Raw genomic sequence first — 15,121 nt, forward strand, 5'->3', positions numbered from 1 at the left:
ATCAGGCTCCCAGCTCGATGCCGAAGTAATCGCGGGCATTGTTGAAGCAGATGTTCTGTACCATCTGACCTAACAGCGCTTCATCGGCTGGCGCTTCACCCTGTTCCACCCAGCGGCCTATCATCTGGCACAGTAGCCGGCGGAAATATTCGTGGCGGGTGTAGGAGAGGAAGCTGCGGCTATCGGTCAGCATGCCGACGAAACGGCTCAGCAGACCAATCTGCGCCAGCTGCGTCATCTGACGCTGCATACCATCCAGCTGGTCGTTGAACCACCAGGCTGAACCGAACTGCATTTTGCCCGCCTGACCTTCGCCCTGGAAGTTGCCCGCCATGGTAGCCAGCACTTCGTTGTCGCGCGGGTTCAGGCAGTAGAGAATGGTTTTAGGTAGCGCATTATTAAGATTCTGCGCGCCCAGCAGGCGTGCCAGCGGTTCGGCCAGCGGCTGATCGTTGACCGAATCGAAGCCGACATCAGGCCCCAGCAGCTGGTACTGGCGCGGATTGGTATTGCGCAGTGCGCCAATGTGATACTGCTGCACCCAGCCACGGTGAGCATATTCGCTGCCCAGCCAGACCAATACCGCCGTTTTAAACAGTGCCGTTTCCTGCGGGTTGGGCGCGGCACCGCTGCGACGACGCGCCAGAATCGCATCCAGCGTGGCGTCATCCGCCTCGGCGTAGCAGACCACATCCAGCGCGTGATCGGAGACTTTACAGCCGTGCGCCGCGAAGTGATCCAGCCGCTGATGCAGTGCGCTGCGCAGATCGTCAAAACGCTGCACGCTGATGTCCGTCAGCTGCTCCAGCGTCTCGATCCACGGCAGGAAGGTTTCCGCTTCGATATTAAACGCTTTGTCCGGACGCCAGCTCGGCAGCACTTTAACGCTGAAACTGGCATCGTCTGCCAGCGCGCGGTGATGGCGCAGGTCATCCAGCGGATCGTCAGTGGTGCCCACCATCTTCACCTTCATCTGCTGCATGATGCCGCGCGTGGTAAAGCTATCCTGCGCCAGCAGTTCATTGCAGCGATGCCAGATGCTGTCAGCCGTTTTCTCAGAAAGCAGCGTATCGGTAATACCGAAAGGCCGGCGTAACTCCAGGTGGGTCCAGTGATAGAGCGGGTTGCCGATAGTGTGCGGCACGGTACGCGCCCAGGCGTCAAATTTTTCACGATCGCTGGCGTTACCGGTACAGAACGCCTCAGCCACACCGTTGGCGCGCATGGCCCGCCACTTATAGTGATCGCCCTTCAGCCAGATGTCATAAAGGTTGGCGAAGCGATAATTTTCGGCAATCTGCTGCGGCGGCAAGTGGCAGTGATAGTCGAAAATCGGCTGATCCTTTGCATAGTTGTGATAGAGACGACGGGCGAATTCGGTATCCAGCAAAAAATCTTCGGTCATGAAACGTGACATACATGCTTCCTCATCGACTGAACCACGGATGGCCCAAAGTTATCATACCAATTTTAGTCCGTTACGGATTTATTTGCGATCCTGCTCACATAAACGGCGGTAGCTGGCTGCCGTTATGGACGTTTTTGTCGCCCGTATCGCGCTAAATGGCTGTCATTACGCAGGTTTCCAGTATCCCACAGTGCAGAAAGGGTTTTTGTGATGGCTCTCAACTTTTAAAGTTGTATAACAAGTTAGGCTCTCGCCCCATCGTGAGGTCGTTAGCGACTCACAAATGGCAAGGTCATAACAGGGTTGCTCATACAGAACCTGCGGGCGTGAGCAGAGCTGCATCACGTGCTGTCCCGCTCCAGATAACAACAGCGGCAAGACCGCATACAGAACTGGAAGAGGTAGAGGATGCGTAAGATCAAAGGGTTACGCTGGTACATGATTGGACTGGTGACGCTCGGTACGGTGTTGGGGTATCTGACCCGTAACACCATTGCCGTGGCGGCCCCGACATTAATGTCAGAGCTGCATATCACCACGCAGCAGTACTCCTACATAATTGCGGCCTATTCAGCCTGCTACACGCTGATGCAACCGGTGGCAGGTTATGTACTGGATCTGCTCGGCACCAAAGTCGGCTACGCGGTGTTTGCTATTATGTGGGCGATTTTCTGTGCCGCTACGGCGATGGCGGGCAGCTGGGGCGGACTGGCGCTGGCACGTGGCGCAGTCGGTGCGGCTGAAGCGGCGATGATCCCGGCCGGACTGAAAGCGAGCAGCGAATGGTTCCCGGCTAAAGAGCGTTCGGTCGCCGTGGGCTACTTTAACGTGGGTTCGTCTATCGGTGCGATGCTGGCTCCGCCGCTGGTGGTCTGGGCGATCGTGGCGCACAGCTGGCAGATGGCATTTATCATGACCGGCGTGCTGAGCATGGCCTGGGCACTCAGCTGGCTGGTGTTTTACAAGCACCCGAAACAGCAGAAGAAGCTGAGCGATGAAGAGCGCGACTATATTATCTCCGGCCAGGAAGCACAGCATCAGACCGGCAACACCCGCAAAATGTCAGCACTGGAGATTATCCGTAACCGCCAGTTCTGGGGTATTGCCCTGCCGCGTTTTCTGGCAGAACCGGCGTGGGGAACGTTCAACGCCTGGATTCCGCTGTTTATGTTTAAGGTTTACGGCTTCAATCTGAAAGAGATTGCGATGTTCGCCTGGATGCCGATGCTGTTCGCGGACTTCGGCTGCATCCTCGGTGGCTATCTGCCGCCGCTGTTTCAGCGCTGGTTCGGCGTTAACCTGATCGTCTCCCGTAAGATGGTCGTGACGATGGGTGCGGTGTTAATGATTGCGCCGGGCACCATCGGCCTGTTCACCAGCCCCTACGTCGCTATTGGTCTGCTGTGCATCGGCGGGTTTGCGCATCAGGCCCTCTCTGGCGCGCTGATCACCCTCTCCTCAGACGTTTTCGGCCGCAATGAAGTTGCCACGGCTAACGGCCTGACCGGCATGGCAGCCTGGACCGCCAGCACCATGTTTGCGCTGGTGGTCGGTGCACTGGCCGATACGCTGGGCTTCAGCCCACTGTTTGCCGCGCTGGCGGTGTTTGATCTGCTGGGTGCCGTCGTTATCTGGACGGTTCTGAAAAATAAACCCATTTCAGAGCTGAATGCCGAAGCTGTTATTCCGCAGGCCAGCGCCGTTCGCAGTTAATCTGCCGGGCTGGCGCAAGCCAGCCCATTTCCTCGCACCTCCTGAAGTGGTATAACAACTTATCTGTCTGCTACCAGGATTGTGCTATGGACTTCACTGAATCCCGTCGACTTTATCAACAGCTGGCCAGCGAGCTGAAAAGCCGCATTGAAACCGGGATCTATCCGGTGGGTGACAAACTGCCTGCTGAGCGCCTGATTGCCGAAGAGATGGAAGTGAGCCGCACCGTCGTACGCGAAGCGATCATCATGCTGGAAGTTGAAGGCTATGTTGAGGTCCGCAAAGGCTCGGGCATCCACGTCATTGCCAGCCAGCAGCAGAACCGCATCGCTTCCACCAGCAGTCAGCTGGAGTTCGCCACGTTTGGCCCCTTCGAACTGCTTCAGGCTCGTCAGCTGATTGAGAGTAATGTGGCCGAGTTCGCTGCGACGCAGGTAACGCGTCAGGACATTATCGACCTGATGGCGATTCAGGAAAAAGCCCGCCAGGAGGATCACTTCCGCGACTCCGAGTGGGATATGCAGTTTCATGTACGTATCGCGCAATCCACCCAGAACAGTGCCTTAGCCGCCATCGTTGAAAAAATGTGGCTGCACCGCCTGCACAATCCCTACTGGCTCAAACTTCACGAACACATCGACCAGCGCAGCATTCTCAGCTGGTGCGACGACCACGATCAGATTCTTAAAGCTCTGATGCGCAAAGATCCCGCCGCCAGCAAACTGGCGATGTGGCAACATCTGGAAAATACTAAACAGATGCTGTTTAACGCGACGGCGGATGATTTTGAATTTAACGTGGATCGATACATGTTTGGTGAGAATCCGGTCATCCTGCCTGATGGGTCCAATAACGCCCGCTAAAAGTGCCTGAAAATGCCCTGAGACGGTCAGTTAATCTGCAATAGTGTCAGGTCATGTAAAGCTCCTTTTTACACGCCGTTTCACAAGGTAAAACTCCTGTTCGCCAGAGAGTTTTCCTGTCTCAGACAGGCGATTTTTGTTACAGTTATCGCCCTTTTATTACCCTTTGCGACTGGGGGTTATAAAGTCGCTGATTTAACAATCAATTCTGGAAGGATCCGGAAAATCCCGCCCAGGCTGCGCTCCTAAAATTTATAACGAAATGCCGGTCTGCGTTTAAGTCCCTGTGGGACATGTTTAACAATGATGTTCAGGAATGAATTGATGGATATTTTGCAATCGTTGCTGCATGCCCTCTGGCAGCAGGACTACGAAACCCTCTCCGATCCCACGCTGGTATGGGCCATTTACGGCGTGCTGTTTATGATTTTGTTTTTAGAAAATGGCCTTCTTCCCGCTGCATTTCTGCCGGGTGACAGTCTGCTGATTCTGGTCGGCGTACTGATTGCTAAAGGCACCATGAGCTTCCCTCTGACGATTCTGGTGTTAACGACCGGTGCCAGTCTTGGCTGCTGGGTAAGCTACTTACAGGGCCGCTGGCTGGGTAACACGCCCACGGTACAGAAATGGCTCTCCCATCTTCCTGCCCAGTATCATCTGCGCGCGCACAGCATGTTCCATCGTCACGGCTTATCTGCCCTGCTGATTGGTCGCTTTATCGCGTTTGTGCGGACTCTGCTGCCTACCATCGCCGGATTATCAGGCCTCAGTAATGCCCGCTTTCAGTTCTTCAACTGGGTAAGTGCGTTCCTGTGGGTGGTGATTCTGACCGTTATCGGCTTCGCGCTGGGTAAAACCCCGATTTTCCGTCGTTATGAAGATGAGATGATGTTCTTCCTGATGATGCTGCCGCTGGTGCTGCTGGTGTTTGGTCTGGTGGGATCGCTGGTGGTCATATGGCGTAAGCGTCAGGCGAATCAGAACGGGAAAGCCGAGTAATGAAACTGCTGCAGGCTATTCCTAAACGGTGGTTACCGTGGTTGATCGCTGGCGTCTTTGCGCTGGTCGCGCTTTGTGTGGTCCCCGGTCTGATGAAGCACGAGACGGTGGTGCAGATTCGGGTTTCCCATGCTGGCGCCACCCTGCCCGATGGTTTTTATCTCTACCAGCAATTAAGTGCGCAGGGTATTCGTATCAAAAGCATTACGCCTGCGGGTGATGCACTGATCATCCATTTTGATAGCGAAGAGCAGAGCCTGGCGGCCCAGAAGGTGTTACGCCGTCTGCTGCCACAGGGCTTTATTGTGGCGCAGCACGATCACTCTCAGCACCTCTCACTGGCGTAATCTCCCGATTCCCCTCTCCTTTTCAGACCGTCGCGCCATCGCTCGGCGGTCTGAAAGGCGCTCTATCTCCCGGTCTTCTTTGAACTTTTTACTATGGGTGTCTATGCTTAAGCGAGAGTCGATTCTTAGCACCCGCAGCCATATGATTACGCGGGTGATGACGGATCAGGTCGCAATGGAAGGGTCCAGGACCAATGAAATATCAAGTATTACTGGGAGTCGCGCTGTTTTCGCTGTCGGGTTCGCTGCTGGCGGCAGAATCGCTGTGTGAGCAGAAAGAGCAGGATATTCAGCGTGAAATCGGGATGGCGCAGAAGCATAACAACCAGCGCCGGGTTAACGGTCTGGAGCGCGCGCTGACAGAAGTCCGGGCCGATTGCAGCGACAAAAAGCTCGAGGCCGCCCATCTGGAAAGAATTAACGCTCAGAAGCAGAAAGTTGCTGAGCGTGAGCACGCACTCAGGGAAGAGCGTGAAGAGGGCCATGACAAGGAGAAGATTGCTAAGCGACAACAAAAACTGGATGAAGCGCGCCGGGAGCTGAAAAAGTTACAGGCGGAGCCCTATTAATCGGAACTAACCAACTGATGTTAAAGGAGTATTTTATGTCTAAAGACACATCATCGGAACATTTGCGTGCTGAACTGAAAAACCTGGCCGATACCCTGGAAGAGGTGCTGAGCAGCAGCACTGAAAAATCCAAAGGCGAGTTGGATAAACTTCGCAATAAAGCGCGTGTGGCGCTGGATAGCTCACGTGAACGTCTGGGCGAATCAAGCGAGCGCATTGCTGCGACCACCCGCGAAGCGGCGCAAAAAGCCGAAGGCTACGTGCGTGAAAATCCATGGCATGGTGTGGGTATCGGTGCAGCGATTGGCGTCGCACTGGGCATGCTCATTTCGCGTCGATAATTATGGCTGACTCACAGCATAACCACGGCCCGGCTAAAGGGGTCATTAACATCGGCCAGCGCATTGTTACCACGCTGGTTGGCATGGTCGAGACACGCGTTCGTCTGGCAGTGGTGGAACTGGAGCACGAGAAAGCTAACCTGATTCAGCTGCTGTTGATGGTTGGCCTGACAATGCTGTTCACTGCATTTGGTCTGATGAGCCTGATGGTTCTGATTATCTGGGCAGTGGATGCGCAGTACCGTCTGATGGCCATTGGCATCACGACCGGCACGCTGCTACTGCTGGCGGTTATTCTGGGGCTCTGGACGCTTCACAAATCACGTCAGTCCACGCTGTTGCGCCACACGCGCAAGGAGCTGGAAACAGACCGGGATTTACTTGAGGACCAGCGCTGATGAGCCGCCGCGAGCGTGAAGAACGCATCCATGAACTGCTTAAGCATGTGCAGCAGCAGCGGCTGGATTTAAGCGCTGCGCGGCGTGACTGGCTGGAAGGCACCGCCCATTACGATCGCGGCTGGTTCACCTTCCTCAGCTTACGCCGCTACCTGGCCATTGGCAGCAGTGCGCTGGCTATCTACTCCGTTCGCAGTCCCAACATGCTGTTACGCTGGGTAAAACGGGGATTCGGCGCCTGGAGTACCTGGCGCATGATCAAGTCCGCTCTGCCACCGCGTTAATTTTGCTAAAAGCCGGTCCTGAAAAGGCCGGCTTTTCTTCATCAGAATTTCTGAAAAACACTGACAGTATATCTCGCTTACAACCTTTCCACTCCGCGACTATCATCTCCAGCTATCAACCCAATGAACGCAATACTGCTTTCAGCGGGCATAAACCTTGCGGGCAGCTTGCCCTGCATCCCTGATAGCGCTGGAGTAAATGATGAAAAAATTCGAAGACGTTGGTTTGTTACTGGCTCGCATCCTGATGCCAATCCTGTTCATTACGGCTGGCTGGGGCAAAATCACCGGTTATGCAGGTACTCAGCAATATATGGAAGCAATGGGCGTCCCGGGCTTTATGCTGCCGCTGGTTATCCTGCTGGAGTTTGGCGGCGGTCTGGCTATCCTGTTTGGTTTCCTGACCCGTTTCACTGCCCTGTTTACTGCAGGCTTCACCATCCTGACCGCGTTTCTGTTCCACAGTAACTTTGCCGAAGGCGTGAACCAGCTGATGTTCATGAAGAACCTCTCTATCGCCGGGGGTTTCCTGGTGTTAGGTCTGGTGGGTCCTGGTGCATACAGCATTGATCGCCTGATCAGCAAAAGAAAAACACAGCCAGCGATTGCGCGCTAATCTCACATAAAGCGTAATGCCACATATACTTAGCAGGGCGGGGACATTTCCCCGCCCTGTTTGCATTGGAGCCATTATGGGACAGTTAATTGACGGTGTCTGGCATGACACCTGGTACGACACCAAATCTACCGGCGGACGCTTCAAGCGTTCAGAGTCGGCTTTCCGCAACTGGGTTACCGCGGATGGCAGTGCTGGCCCGGTGGGTAAAGCGGGATTTGTCGCCGAACGCGACCGCTATCATCTTTATGTCTCGCTGGCCTGCCCCTGGGCGCACCGCACGCTGCTGATGCGTCAGCTGAAGGGTCTGGATAGCATGATCGATGTCTCCGTGGTGCATCCGCTGATGCTGGAGAATGGCTGGACCTTCGATGATAATTTTCAGGATGCGACCGGCGATAAGCTCTACCAGAATGAGTTCCTCTATCAGCTCTATCTGCACGCCGATCCGCAATACAGTGGCCGTGTAACCGTGCCGGTATTGTGGGACAAGCAGCAGAACACCATCGTCAGCAATGAGTCTGCCGATATCATCCGCATGTTCAACAGTGCGTTTGATGCTGTCGGTGCCCGTGCCGGGGATTATTATCCTGTTGCTCTGCACGAAAAAATTGATGAACTGAATAGCTGGATCTACGACACCGTGAACAACGGCGTTTACAAAGCGGGCTTTGCCACTTCTCAGTCCGCTTACGACGAGGCAGTCACTGCGCTGTTCCATTCGCTGTCGCGGCTGGAGCAGATTTTAGGCCAGCATCGCTATCTCACCGGCGATCAACTGACCGAAGCGGATCTGCGGTTGTGGACCACACTGGTGCGATTTGATCCGGTCTATGTGACCCACTTTAAATGCGATCGCCATCGCATTAGTGACTACAGAAACCTGAGTGGTTTCCTGCGTGATATCTATCAGATGCCTGGTATCGCAGAGACGGTTAATCTGCCGCATATTCGTCATCACTACTATTGCAGCCACAAGACCATCAATCCGAATGGCGTCATTTCGCTGGGCCCGGCGTTTGACTGGGACGAGCCGCACGGCCGCGGTTAAGCTGCCTGCATATCGCGCAGGGAGCAGATACAATCTGACCGCAATGACAATCTAAACGCGAAGGGAACAGGGTCAGAAGAGGAAAGCGTCCCGCGCCAGGGATGGCGCGGGCCGAGCATGTCAGGGATGACGGATTTTGCGACTTTCCGATCTGACCCTGTTTCCTTTGCAGGCGCGATCTCACCGCTGACCTTCAAACCACCGCGCGTCACAAAGCAAAAACCCCGCCGAAGCGGGGTTTTTGATAAAAAGTCGAAGCTGACCGTTCAGGCAGATTGCTTAAACCACACGTCGCGTATCTGGTTTTGGGGGGAAGAGTCGCTTGATTAGTGCTGGAGATTGGGTCACTGAAGATTGTCAGCGAAAATCTACCTTACTTAGCGTTAGCGAATGTGATTTGCTGTCATGAGATATATAGAAGTAAGGCGTAACATTACCTTCCTTTTCCCATTTTTCAGACCATCCATTATGCTCCACCGCCCTGTAACCTAAGGACGCCAGATAATTTTTAACCTCAACTAAAGGAGCATCCGTGCTGTAAACAATACTACTTTCCTGCGGTTGACTACCATCCTGCGCGGTAAACGTAAAATGATATGATTCAGATGCACGTGGGGCCCTCCTGATATCCCTGTCAGTGTATAGATAATATGCCCATAGATTTGACTGAGTGTAACCTTCATCCCGTTCAGCAACCTTCTGCATACTAAAATCAATCAACAGGAAAATAATGATAATGACAGCGCCGATTGCAGCGATCCTTTTTAACATTTTCACTCTCTGTTTACTGAAATGCGTTAATGATTCCGGCTTTATCATTAGACCGTCGCACTATGTCATCATTCGGAGTAAATTTATATGGCATAACCTGTTTCATAAATCGCGGAAGCTGACCTTTATAAGGGCGTGGGCAGGTGAATTTTTCTATAGGATCAGGAAATAACAAGGGTAAAAAACCCGTGTTCTTATAACGACTAATCGGTCCATAATGGTCCCATCGGCGTAGGGCTGATTCTTTGCTGGCAATCTTAAGTTCTCCCCAATATACGCGGGGATAATTAACTTTATAGAAACCAAATAAGTCCGACACAAGATCCTCGCCACTGAAACCGCTATCAGTATACCAACTGAACCAGGGCATTGACTGCCAATTTTCAAAAGCGACAGCAGTACTCATCATCATCGCCAATGCAATACTCTGCCTTTCTGTGAGAGTTCTCCCTTTTTTTATCTCCCAGACATTAAAGCGACCAGTAGCAAACCGGCTGATCCCCATAGTTTGTTCATAACGCACCCGGTAATAAGAATCGCTGCCAGCTTCACCAGTGGAGAACTGTGCCATAAGTTTACGAACATCATCTCCGCGAGCGTGACCCATATCAAGCCAGCCAAGCACTCCTGAATAAAGAAGCCCATGCCTAATCCCGTTTTCTGAACCAAATCGGGATGAATCCAGGATTTCTCCACGATTGCTCAAATTGGGTACCTCACAAATCCACGAGTCATAATTCCCTCTATTTAATTTCCATTTACCCTGTGAGGAATATTACAAAATTTAACCACAATAACAATAAGCACAAACCACAGGAAAAGCTCTATTTAGTGAATACCAGGTGTACGGTAACCTGCGAAAAATGATGCACCGGTATTAGCTGTACCTGTACTCAGTATCGAATATTTTGCTATATAGGCAATGCTTGGACTTTGTGATGTATATGAAGCTGTAATTGCTGTTGATGTAAATGCAAAAAGTTTTTCATTCTCTGTAGTCGTCTGCCCAGGGACGCTGAGCATGATGCACCAAACTTCGACATTGACCGCTGCCTGCACATACCCCACAAAGCAAAAACTCCGCCGAAGCGGGGTTTTTGACTGATGACAAACTCATATCAGAGTGAATCTGGCTGATACGATACACTCAAGGCTCAGGGAGCTGGGTTAGTCTGACCGCAATGACAATCTAAACGCGAAGGGAACAGGGTCAGAAGAGGAAAGCGTCCCGCGCCAGGGATGGCGCGGGCCGAGCATGTCAGGGATGACGGATTTTGCGACTTTCCGATCTGACCCTGTTTCCTGCGCAGGCGCGATCTCCCAGCCAATCATTAACCGCACTCTTTCAGGAATAAGCGTCGTGGGCAGTCATTCATCCTGTCACCGCGCAACACAAAGCAAAAACCCCGCCGAAGCGGGGTTTTTGATAAAAAGTCGAAGCTGACCGTTAAGCCGGGTTCTGTCGTGGACAGTCATTCATCTAGGCCAGCAATCGCTCACTGGCTCAAGCAGCCTACCCGGGTTCAGTACGGGCCGTACCTTGTGAACCCCTATTTGGCCTTGCTCCGGGTGGAGTTTACCGTGCCACGAACTGTTGCCAGTCGCGCGGTGCGCTCTTACCGCACCCTTTCACCCTTACCTGATCCCATTTCTGGGCCATCGGCGGTTTGCTCTCTGTTGCACTGGTCGTAGGCTTGCGCCTCCCAGGCGTTACCTGGCACCCTGCCCTATGGAGCCCGGACTTTCCTCCCCTCTGCCCGTCTCCCCACAAGTGAGGACGACGACAAAGCGGCGACTGTCTGGTCAGCTTCGGCGCGGGATAATAGGACATTCGCCGGCATTTGTCACGCCTCTTGCTGCTCCAGCGCATACTTATAAAGCGCATTTTTCTTCACGCTGTGGATCTCAGCGGTCAGCGCAGCCGCGCGTTTCAACGGCAGCTCTTTTTGCAGCAGCGCCAGCGTACGCAGTGCATCGGCTGGTAACGCATCTTCATCATCGACTTTGTACCCTTCGACAATCAGCACCATCTCGCCTTTGCGACGATTCTCATCTTCTTTTACCCACGCCAGCAGCTCGCCGACCGGTGCACCGTAGATCGACTCCCAGGTTTTGGTCAGCTCGCGCGCCAGCACCACGTAGCGTTCGGCACCCAGCTCACTCACCATATCCTGCAGGCTGTCGATCAGACGGTGGGTCGACTCATAGAAAATCAGCGTGCGCGGCTCCTGCACCAGCGCCCGCAGGGCGTCGCAACGGCCTTTGGTTTTGGCGGGCAGAAACCCTTCGTAACAGAAACGATCGGATGGCAGCCCTGCAGCACTTAATGCAGCAATGGCAGCACAGGCGCCCGGCAGCGGCACCACACGAATGCCCGCTTCACGGCAGCGACGCACCAGATGGTAGCCCGGATCGTTGATCAGCGGCGTGCCAGCATCAGAAACTAAGGCTATGCTTTGACCCTCCTGCAGCTTCGTCAGCAGCAGTTCAGCCTTGTGCTGCTCGTTGTGGTCATGAAGTGAGAAGAGTCGCGCATTGATGGCGAAATGTTGTAGCAACAGTCCGGTATGACGTGTATCTTCCGCAGCGACCAGATCGACGCTCGAAAGCACCGTCAGCGCCCGCTGGGTGATATCACCCAAATTACCAATCGGGGTTGGAACGATGTAGAGCGTGCTGGCAGAAATCTCTGCCCGATCGAGTTGTTTCATTGTTTCATCCGAATTGCCGATTTAATATTGAGCATCTTGAAAAAAACATCACTGGATACAGTATGCTTCCTTCAAAAGTCGTTCGTCATAAAGCAGGACGCTTTCTGCCTGTCATTCTTGCTGGGCTGATTTTAGCCGCATGTAGCGGTCAGGGGCCGCAAACCTCAACCGTCAATATTCAGGGGCCCGTCACAGCCAGCTCCGCTTACTATCTGCAGCAAGCGCAGCAAAGCAGCGATGATAGCAAGACCGACTGGCAATTACTTGCAATCCGCGCCCTGTTGAAGGAAGGAAAGTATCCTGAGGCGACTCAGCAACTGAGCCAGTTGCCGCAGCAGCTCTCTGAGACGCAGCAACAGGAATCCCTGCTGCTGAAAGCGCAATTGCTGATTGCACAGCAGAAGATCAAAGACGCCGAACCGCTGTTAGCGGCAGTGAAAACCGGCGCACTGTCGCAGGATCAGCTGGCGCGTTACTACAGCCTGCAGATCGCCAGCGCACAGGGTCGCCCTTCACTCTCGCTGCTGCGCAACTATATTGCCCAGGAGCCGCTGCTGAAAGGCACCGATCATCAGGGCAATATCGACGCCACCTGGCAGACACTGACCCAGATGTCGCCGCAGGAAGTCAGCAACCTGGTCATCAATGCCGATGAAAATGTGCTGCAGGGCTGGCTGGATCTGCTCGCGGTCTGGCGCGCCAACACGCAGGATGCCGAGATGCTCAAGTCAGGCATCAAAGACTGGCAGACCCGCTATCCGCAGAACCCGGCGGCCAAAACGCTGCCGACGCAGCTGAGCCAGATGCAGAACTACACCAAAGCTTCAACCAGCATCATCGCGCTGCTGCTGCCGCTGAATGGCCAGGCGCAGGTGTTCGCCAACGCGATTCAGAAAGGCTTTAACGACGCGAAGAATGGCATCTCCGCGCCGGTCGCTCAGCCTGCGGCAGCTCAGCCCGCCGCTGCTGATGCAACCGCCAGCACCCAACCCGCTGCCGCTGCTGGTTCTTCCACCGATCCCATCAGCGCGCCGCAGCAGCAACAGCCTGCCGACGCGACGCCACAGCCTCAATCACAGCCTGCTGCCGCGGAACCGGCCAGCAACGCACAGATCAAGGTCTATGACACCAGCAGCCAGCCGATTGAACAGGTGATGCAGCAGGCACAGCAGGATGGTGCCACCATCGTGGTCGGCCCGCTGCTTAAGAGCAACGTTGAGAAGGTCGCCAACAGCCAGACGCCACTGAATGTGCTGGCGCTCAACGAGCCGGAAAAGATCCAGAACCATCCGAATATTTGCTACTTTGCGCTTTCTCCTGAAGACGAAGCGCGCGATGCGGCGCACCATATCTGGGATCAGGGCAAACGCCAGCCGCTGTTGCTGGTTCCGCGTAGTGGACTGGGCGATCGCGTCACCAATGCCTTTGCTCAGGAGTGGCAGACGCTGGGTGGCAGCACCGTGATGCAGCAGCGCTTTGGTTCGACCTCAGAGCTGAAACAGGGCATTAACAGCGGCGCGGGCATCAGTTTATCCGGTACGCCAGTGAACGCTGCACCTGCCGAGCCGCAGGGTGTTACGATTGCGGGCCTGACTATCCCGGCACCGCAGCAGAACACGCCAGATGTGGTCAGCACCAGCAGCGGCGGCGGTGTCGATGCGGTCTACATTGTCTCAACGCAGGACGAACTGCAGCTGATCAAACCGATGATCACCATGCGCACCGGCAGTCGCAGCAATATCTCGCTCTACGCCAGTTCGCGCAGCGCGCAAGCCGGTGCCGGCCCGGACTTCCGTCTGGAAATGGATGGCCTGCAGTTCAGCGATATTCCGCTGCTCTCCGGCAGCAATCCTGGCCTGATGCAGCAGACATCAAAGTCATTCAATAATGACTATTCGCTGGTGCGCCTCTATGCCATGGGAATGGATGCCTGGACGCTGGCGAATCACTTTAACCAGATGCGTCAGTCACCTGGCTTTACGCTGGACGGCAATACCGGCAAGCTCAGCGCCGACACGGATTGTGTGATCAACAGGAAGTTGACATGGAACCAGTATCGTCGGGGCGAAATCGCACCGGCCAACTAAATCGGCGTCAGACTGGCGCCAGGCATGAAGAAGATGCCCGGCGCTATCTGGAGCAGGCTGGCCTGATATGGGTCGCCAGTAATGTTCACTTTCGCAATGGTGAACTTGACCTGATAATGCGTGACGGGCACTGTTGGGTGTTTGTTGAAGTTCGCTACCGACGCGATGCGCGTTATGGTGGCGCGCTCGCCAGCGTAACCCGGAATAAACAACAAAAGCTGCTGCGCGCTGCCGCTCTCTGGCTGGCGCAACGCGGCGGCAGTTTTGAAACAGTGAATTGCCGTTTCGACATCATCGCCATTACCGGCACGGCGCTCGAGTGGCTGCCGAATGCCTTTAATGCAGACGTTTAGAACCAGGTGGTCGTGTGCAGGACAGAATTAAAGCGTGTTTTACCGAAAGTATTCAAACTCAGATTGCCGCAGCCGAAGCGTTGCCCGATGCCATCTCCCGCGCCGCTATGACGCTGGTGCAGTCGTTACTGAATGGCAATAAAATCCTGAGCTGTGGCAACGGTGCCTCATCCGCCAATGCACAGCACTTCGCCGCCAGCATGATCAACCGTTTCGAGACCGAACGCCCAAGCTTACCGGCGCTGGCGTTGAGTGCCGACAACGTGATGCTGACCGCGATTGGTAATGACCGCCTGCACGATGAGATCTATGCCAAGCAGGTGCGCGCCCTGGGACACGCAGGCGATGTGTTACTGGCTATCTCAACCCGTGGCAACACCCGTGACATCGTTAAGGCCGTGGAAGCGGCGGTAACACGCGATATGACTATCGTTGCGCTTACCGGGTATGATGGCGGAGAGCTCGCCGGCCTGCTGGGTCCGCAGGATGTGGAGATCCGCATTCCGTCGCATCGCAGCGCCCGTATTCAGGAGATGCATATGCTCACCGTTAATTGCTTATGCGATCTGATCGATAACACTCTCTTTCCCCATCAGGAATGACCGAAGGA

General features: G+C 54.4%; 17 protein-coding genes and 1 other RNA gene. 13 read left to right on the forward strand and 5 right to left on the reverse strand.

From position 1 onward, the window contains the following. Position 1 precedes the first annotated feature (1 nt). Positions 2 to 1,417, reverse strand: coding sequence for a glucuronate isomerase (gene uxaC / locus GVJ63_RS13500; protein WP_159227014.1), 1,416 nt, complete (start codon positions 1,415 to 1,417; stop codon positions 2 to 4). A 399-nt stretch (positions 1,418 to 1,816) separates the two neighbouring features. Between uxaC and GVJ63_RS13505 the strand changes: the two genes are divergently transcribed. The 10 genes from GVJ63_RS13505 to GVJ63_RS13550 all read left to right on the forward strand — a co-directional run bounded on the left by GVJ63_RS13505 (position 1,817) and on the right by GVJ63_RS13550 (position 8,589). Continuing rightward, positions 1,817 to 3,121: an MFS transporter gene (locus GVJ63_RS13505; protein ID WP_010699779.1), complete on the forward strand. Its 1,305-nt coding sequence runs from the start codon at positions 1,817 to 1,819 to the stop codon at positions 3,119 to 3,121. A gap of 86 nt (positions 3,122 to 3,207) precedes the next feature. Then, positions 3,208 to 3,984 carry a transcriptional regulator ExuR gene (exuR, locus tag GVJ63_RS13510; protein ID WP_022623920.1) on the forward strand — a complete coding sequence of 259 codons (777 nt, stop codon included), beginning with the start codon at positions 3,208 to 3,210 and terminating at the stop codon, positions 3,982 to 3,984. 324 nt (positions 3,985 to 4,308) lie between these two features. Next, positions 4,309 to 4,983, forward strand: coding sequence for a DedA family protein (locus tag GVJ63_RS13515; protein ID WP_010256544.1), 675 nt, complete (start codon positions 4,309 to 4,311; stop codon positions 4,981 to 4,983). Continuing rightward, positions 4,983 to 5,330, forward strand: a complete 348-nt coding sequence (mzrA, locus tag GVJ63_RS13520) for an EnvZ/OmpR regulon moderator MzrA (protein WP_010256540.1) — start codon at positions 4,983 to 4,985, stop codon at positions 5,328 to 5,330. Before GVJ63_RS13515 ends, mzrA begins: the two co-directional genes overlap by 1 nt. 194 nt (positions 5,331 to 5,524) lie before the next feature. Then, positions 5,525 to 5,899, forward strand: coding sequence for a DUF1090 domain-containing protein (locus GVJ63_RS13525; RefSeq protein ID WP_010256536.1), 375 nt, complete (start codon positions 5,525 to 5,527; stop codon positions 5,897 to 5,899). Between the two features lie 35 nt (positions 5,900 to 5,934). Then, entirely contained in the window at positions 5,935 to 6,240 is a 306-nt protein-coding gene (locus GVJ63_RS13530; protein WP_010256532.1) for a YqjD family protein, read from the forward strand. A 2-nt stretch (positions 6,241 to 6,242) separates the two neighbouring features. Next, on the forward strand, positions 6,243 to 6,638 hold the full coding sequence (locus tag GVJ63_RS13535; protein WP_010256529.1) for a phage holin family protein: 396 nt from the start codon (positions 6,243 to 6,245) through the stop codon (positions 6,636 to 6,638). Next, the gene (locus tag GVJ63_RS13540) at positions 6,638 to 6,922 is read left to right on the forward strand and encodes a YqjK-like family protein (protein WP_010256526.1); all 285 of its coding nucleotides are present in this window, start codon (positions 6,638 to 6,640) and stop codon (positions 6,920 to 6,922) included. The genes GVJ63_RS13535 and GVJ63_RS13540 overlap by 1 nt, the downstream gene beginning before the upstream one ends. 202 nt (positions 6,923 to 7,124) lie before the next feature. Then, the gene (locus GVJ63_RS13545; protein WP_010256522.1) at positions 7,125 to 7,538 is read left to right on the forward strand and encodes a DoxX family protein; all 414 of its coding nucleotides are present in this window, start codon (positions 7,125 to 7,127) and stop codon (positions 7,536 to 7,538) included. Positions 7,539 to 7,614: 76 nt separating this feature from the next. Beyond that, positions 7,615 to 8,589 (forward strand): glutathione S-transferase family protein, encoded by a 975-nt coding sequence (locus tag GVJ63_RS13550; RefSeq protein WP_033769817.1) that lies wholly within the window; start codon positions 7,615 to 7,617, stop codon positions 8,587 to 8,589. A gap of 357 nt (positions 8,590 to 8,946) precedes the next feature. Here the strand turns inward: GVJ63_RS13550 and GVJ63_RS13555 are convergent, their stop codons facing one another. From GVJ63_RS13555 to rsmI, 4 genes are all read right to left on the reverse strand, one after another. Then, positions 8,947 to 9,360, reverse strand: coding sequence for a hypothetical protein (locus GVJ63_RS13555; protein WP_232526493.1), 414 nt, complete (start codon positions 9,358 to 9,360; stop codon positions 8,947 to 8,949). A gap of 13 nt (positions 9,361 to 9,373) precedes the next feature. After that, entirely contained in the window at positions 9,374 to 10,066 is a 693-nt protein-coding gene (locus GVJ63_RS13560) for a hypothetical protein (RefSeq protein WP_132500349.1), read from the reverse strand. 726 nt (positions 10,067 to 10,792) lie between these two features. Continuing rightward, positions 10,793 to 11,171, reverse strand: an RNA gene (gene rnpB / locus GVJ63_RS13565) — RNase P RNA component class A. 33 nt (positions 11,172 to 11,204) lie between these two features. Next, a complete protein-coding gene (gene rsmI, locus GVJ63_RS13570) occupies positions 11,205 to 12,071 on the reverse strand; it encodes a 16S rRNA (cytidine(1402)-2'-O)-methyltransferase (RefSeq protein WP_045139595.1) in 867 nt (288 codons plus the stop codon). 62 nt (positions 12,072 to 12,133) lie between these two features. Between rsmI and GVJ63_RS13575 the strand changes: the two genes are divergently transcribed. Genes GVJ63_RS13575 through diaA form a run of 3 tightly spaced genes read left to right on the forward strand, consistent with a single transcriptional unit; the run spans position 12,134 to position 15,113 of the window. Next, positions 12,134 to 14,158 carry a penicillin-binding protein activator gene (locus GVJ63_RS13575; protein WP_045139594.1) on the forward strand — a complete coding sequence of 675 codons (2,025 nt, stop codon included), beginning with the start codon at positions 12,134 to 12,136 and terminating at the stop codon, positions 14,156 to 14,158. Further along, positions 14,116 to 14,511, forward strand: a complete 396-nt coding sequence (locus tag GVJ63_RS13580; RefSeq protein ID WP_010256511.1) for a YraN family protein — start codon at positions 14,116 to 14,118, stop codon at positions 14,509 to 14,511. The genes GVJ63_RS13575 and GVJ63_RS13580 overlap by 43 nt, the downstream gene beginning before the upstream one ends. Before the next feature lie 14 nt (positions 14,512 to 14,525). Then, on the forward strand, positions 14,526 to 15,113 hold the full coding sequence (gene diaA, locus GVJ63_RS13585) for a DnaA initiator-associating protein DiaA (protein ID WP_010256507.1): 588 nt from the start codon (positions 14,526 to 14,528) through the stop codon (positions 15,111 to 15,113). The last annotated feature ends 8 nt before the right edge of the window (positions 15,114 to 15,121 follow it).

This window comes from Pantoea sp. 18059 (genome assembly GCF_902706165.1).
Classification (GTDB): Bacteria; Pseudomonadota; Gammaproteobacteria; order Enterobacterales; family Enterobacteriaceae; genus Pantoea; species Pantoea agglomerans.

What these genes read in the sequence shown, in the direction of transcription:
- uxaC (WP_159227014.1), bottom strand. Translation starts at nt 1,417, where the DNA reads ATGTCACGTTTCATGACCGAAGATTTTTTGCTGGATACCGAATTCGCC.
- GVJ63_RS13505 (WP_010699779.1), top strand. Translation starts at nt 1,817, where the DNA reads ATGCGTAAGATCAAAGGGTTACGCTGGTACATGATTGGACTGGTGACG.
- exuR (WP_022623920.1), top strand. Translation starts at nt 3,208, where the DNA reads ATGGACTTCACTGAATCCCGTCGACTTTATCAACAGCTGGCCAGCGAG.
- GVJ63_RS13515 (WP_010256544.1), top strand. Translation starts at nt 4,309, where the DNA reads ATGGATATTTTGCAATCGTTGCTGCATGCCCTCTGGCAGCAGGACTAC.
- mzrA (WP_010256540.1), top strand. Translation starts at nt 4,983, where the DNA reads ATGAAACTGCTGCAGGCTATTCCTAAACGGTGGTTACCGTGGTTGATC.
- GVJ63_RS13525 (WP_010256536.1), top strand. Translation starts at nt 5,525, where the DNA reads ATGAAATATCAAGTATTACTGGGAGTCGCGCTGTTTTCGCTGTCGGGT.
- GVJ63_RS13530 (WP_010256532.1), top strand. Translation starts at nt 5,935, where the DNA reads ATGTCTAAAGACACATCATCGGAACATTTGCGTGCTGAACTGAAAAAC.
- GVJ63_RS13535 (WP_010256529.1), top strand. Translation starts at nt 6,243, where the DNA reads ATGGCTGACTCACAGCATAACCACGGCCCGGCTAAAGGGGTCATTAAC.
- GVJ63_RS13540 (WP_010256526.1), top strand. Translation starts at nt 6,638, where the DNA reads ATGAGCCGCCGCGAGCGTGAAGAACGCATCCATGAACTGCTTAAGCAT.
- GVJ63_RS13545 (WP_010256522.1), top strand. Translation starts at nt 7,125, where the DNA reads ATGAAAAAATTCGAAGACGTTGGTTTGTTACTGGCTCGCATCCTGATG.
- GVJ63_RS13550 (WP_033769817.1), top strand. Translation starts at nt 7,615, where the DNA reads ATGGGACAGTTAATTGACGGTGTCTGGCATGACACCTGGTACGACACC.
- GVJ63_RS13555 (WP_232526493.1), bottom strand. Translation starts at nt 9,360, where the DNA reads ATGTTAAAAAGGATCGCTGCAATCGGCGCTGTCATTATCATTATTTTC.
- rsmI (WP_045139595.1), bottom strand. Translation starts at nt 12,071, where the DNA reads ATGAAACAACTCGATCGGGCAGAGATTTCTGCCAGCACGCTCTACATC.
- GVJ63_RS13575 (WP_045139594.1), top strand. Translation starts at nt 12,134, where the DNA reads ATGCTTCCTTCAAAAGTCGTTCGTCATAAAGCAGGACGCTTTCTGCCT.
- GVJ63_RS13580 (WP_010256511.1), top strand. Translation starts at nt 14,116, where the DNA reads ATGGAACCAGTATCGTCGGGGCGAAATCGCACCGGCCAACTAAATCGG.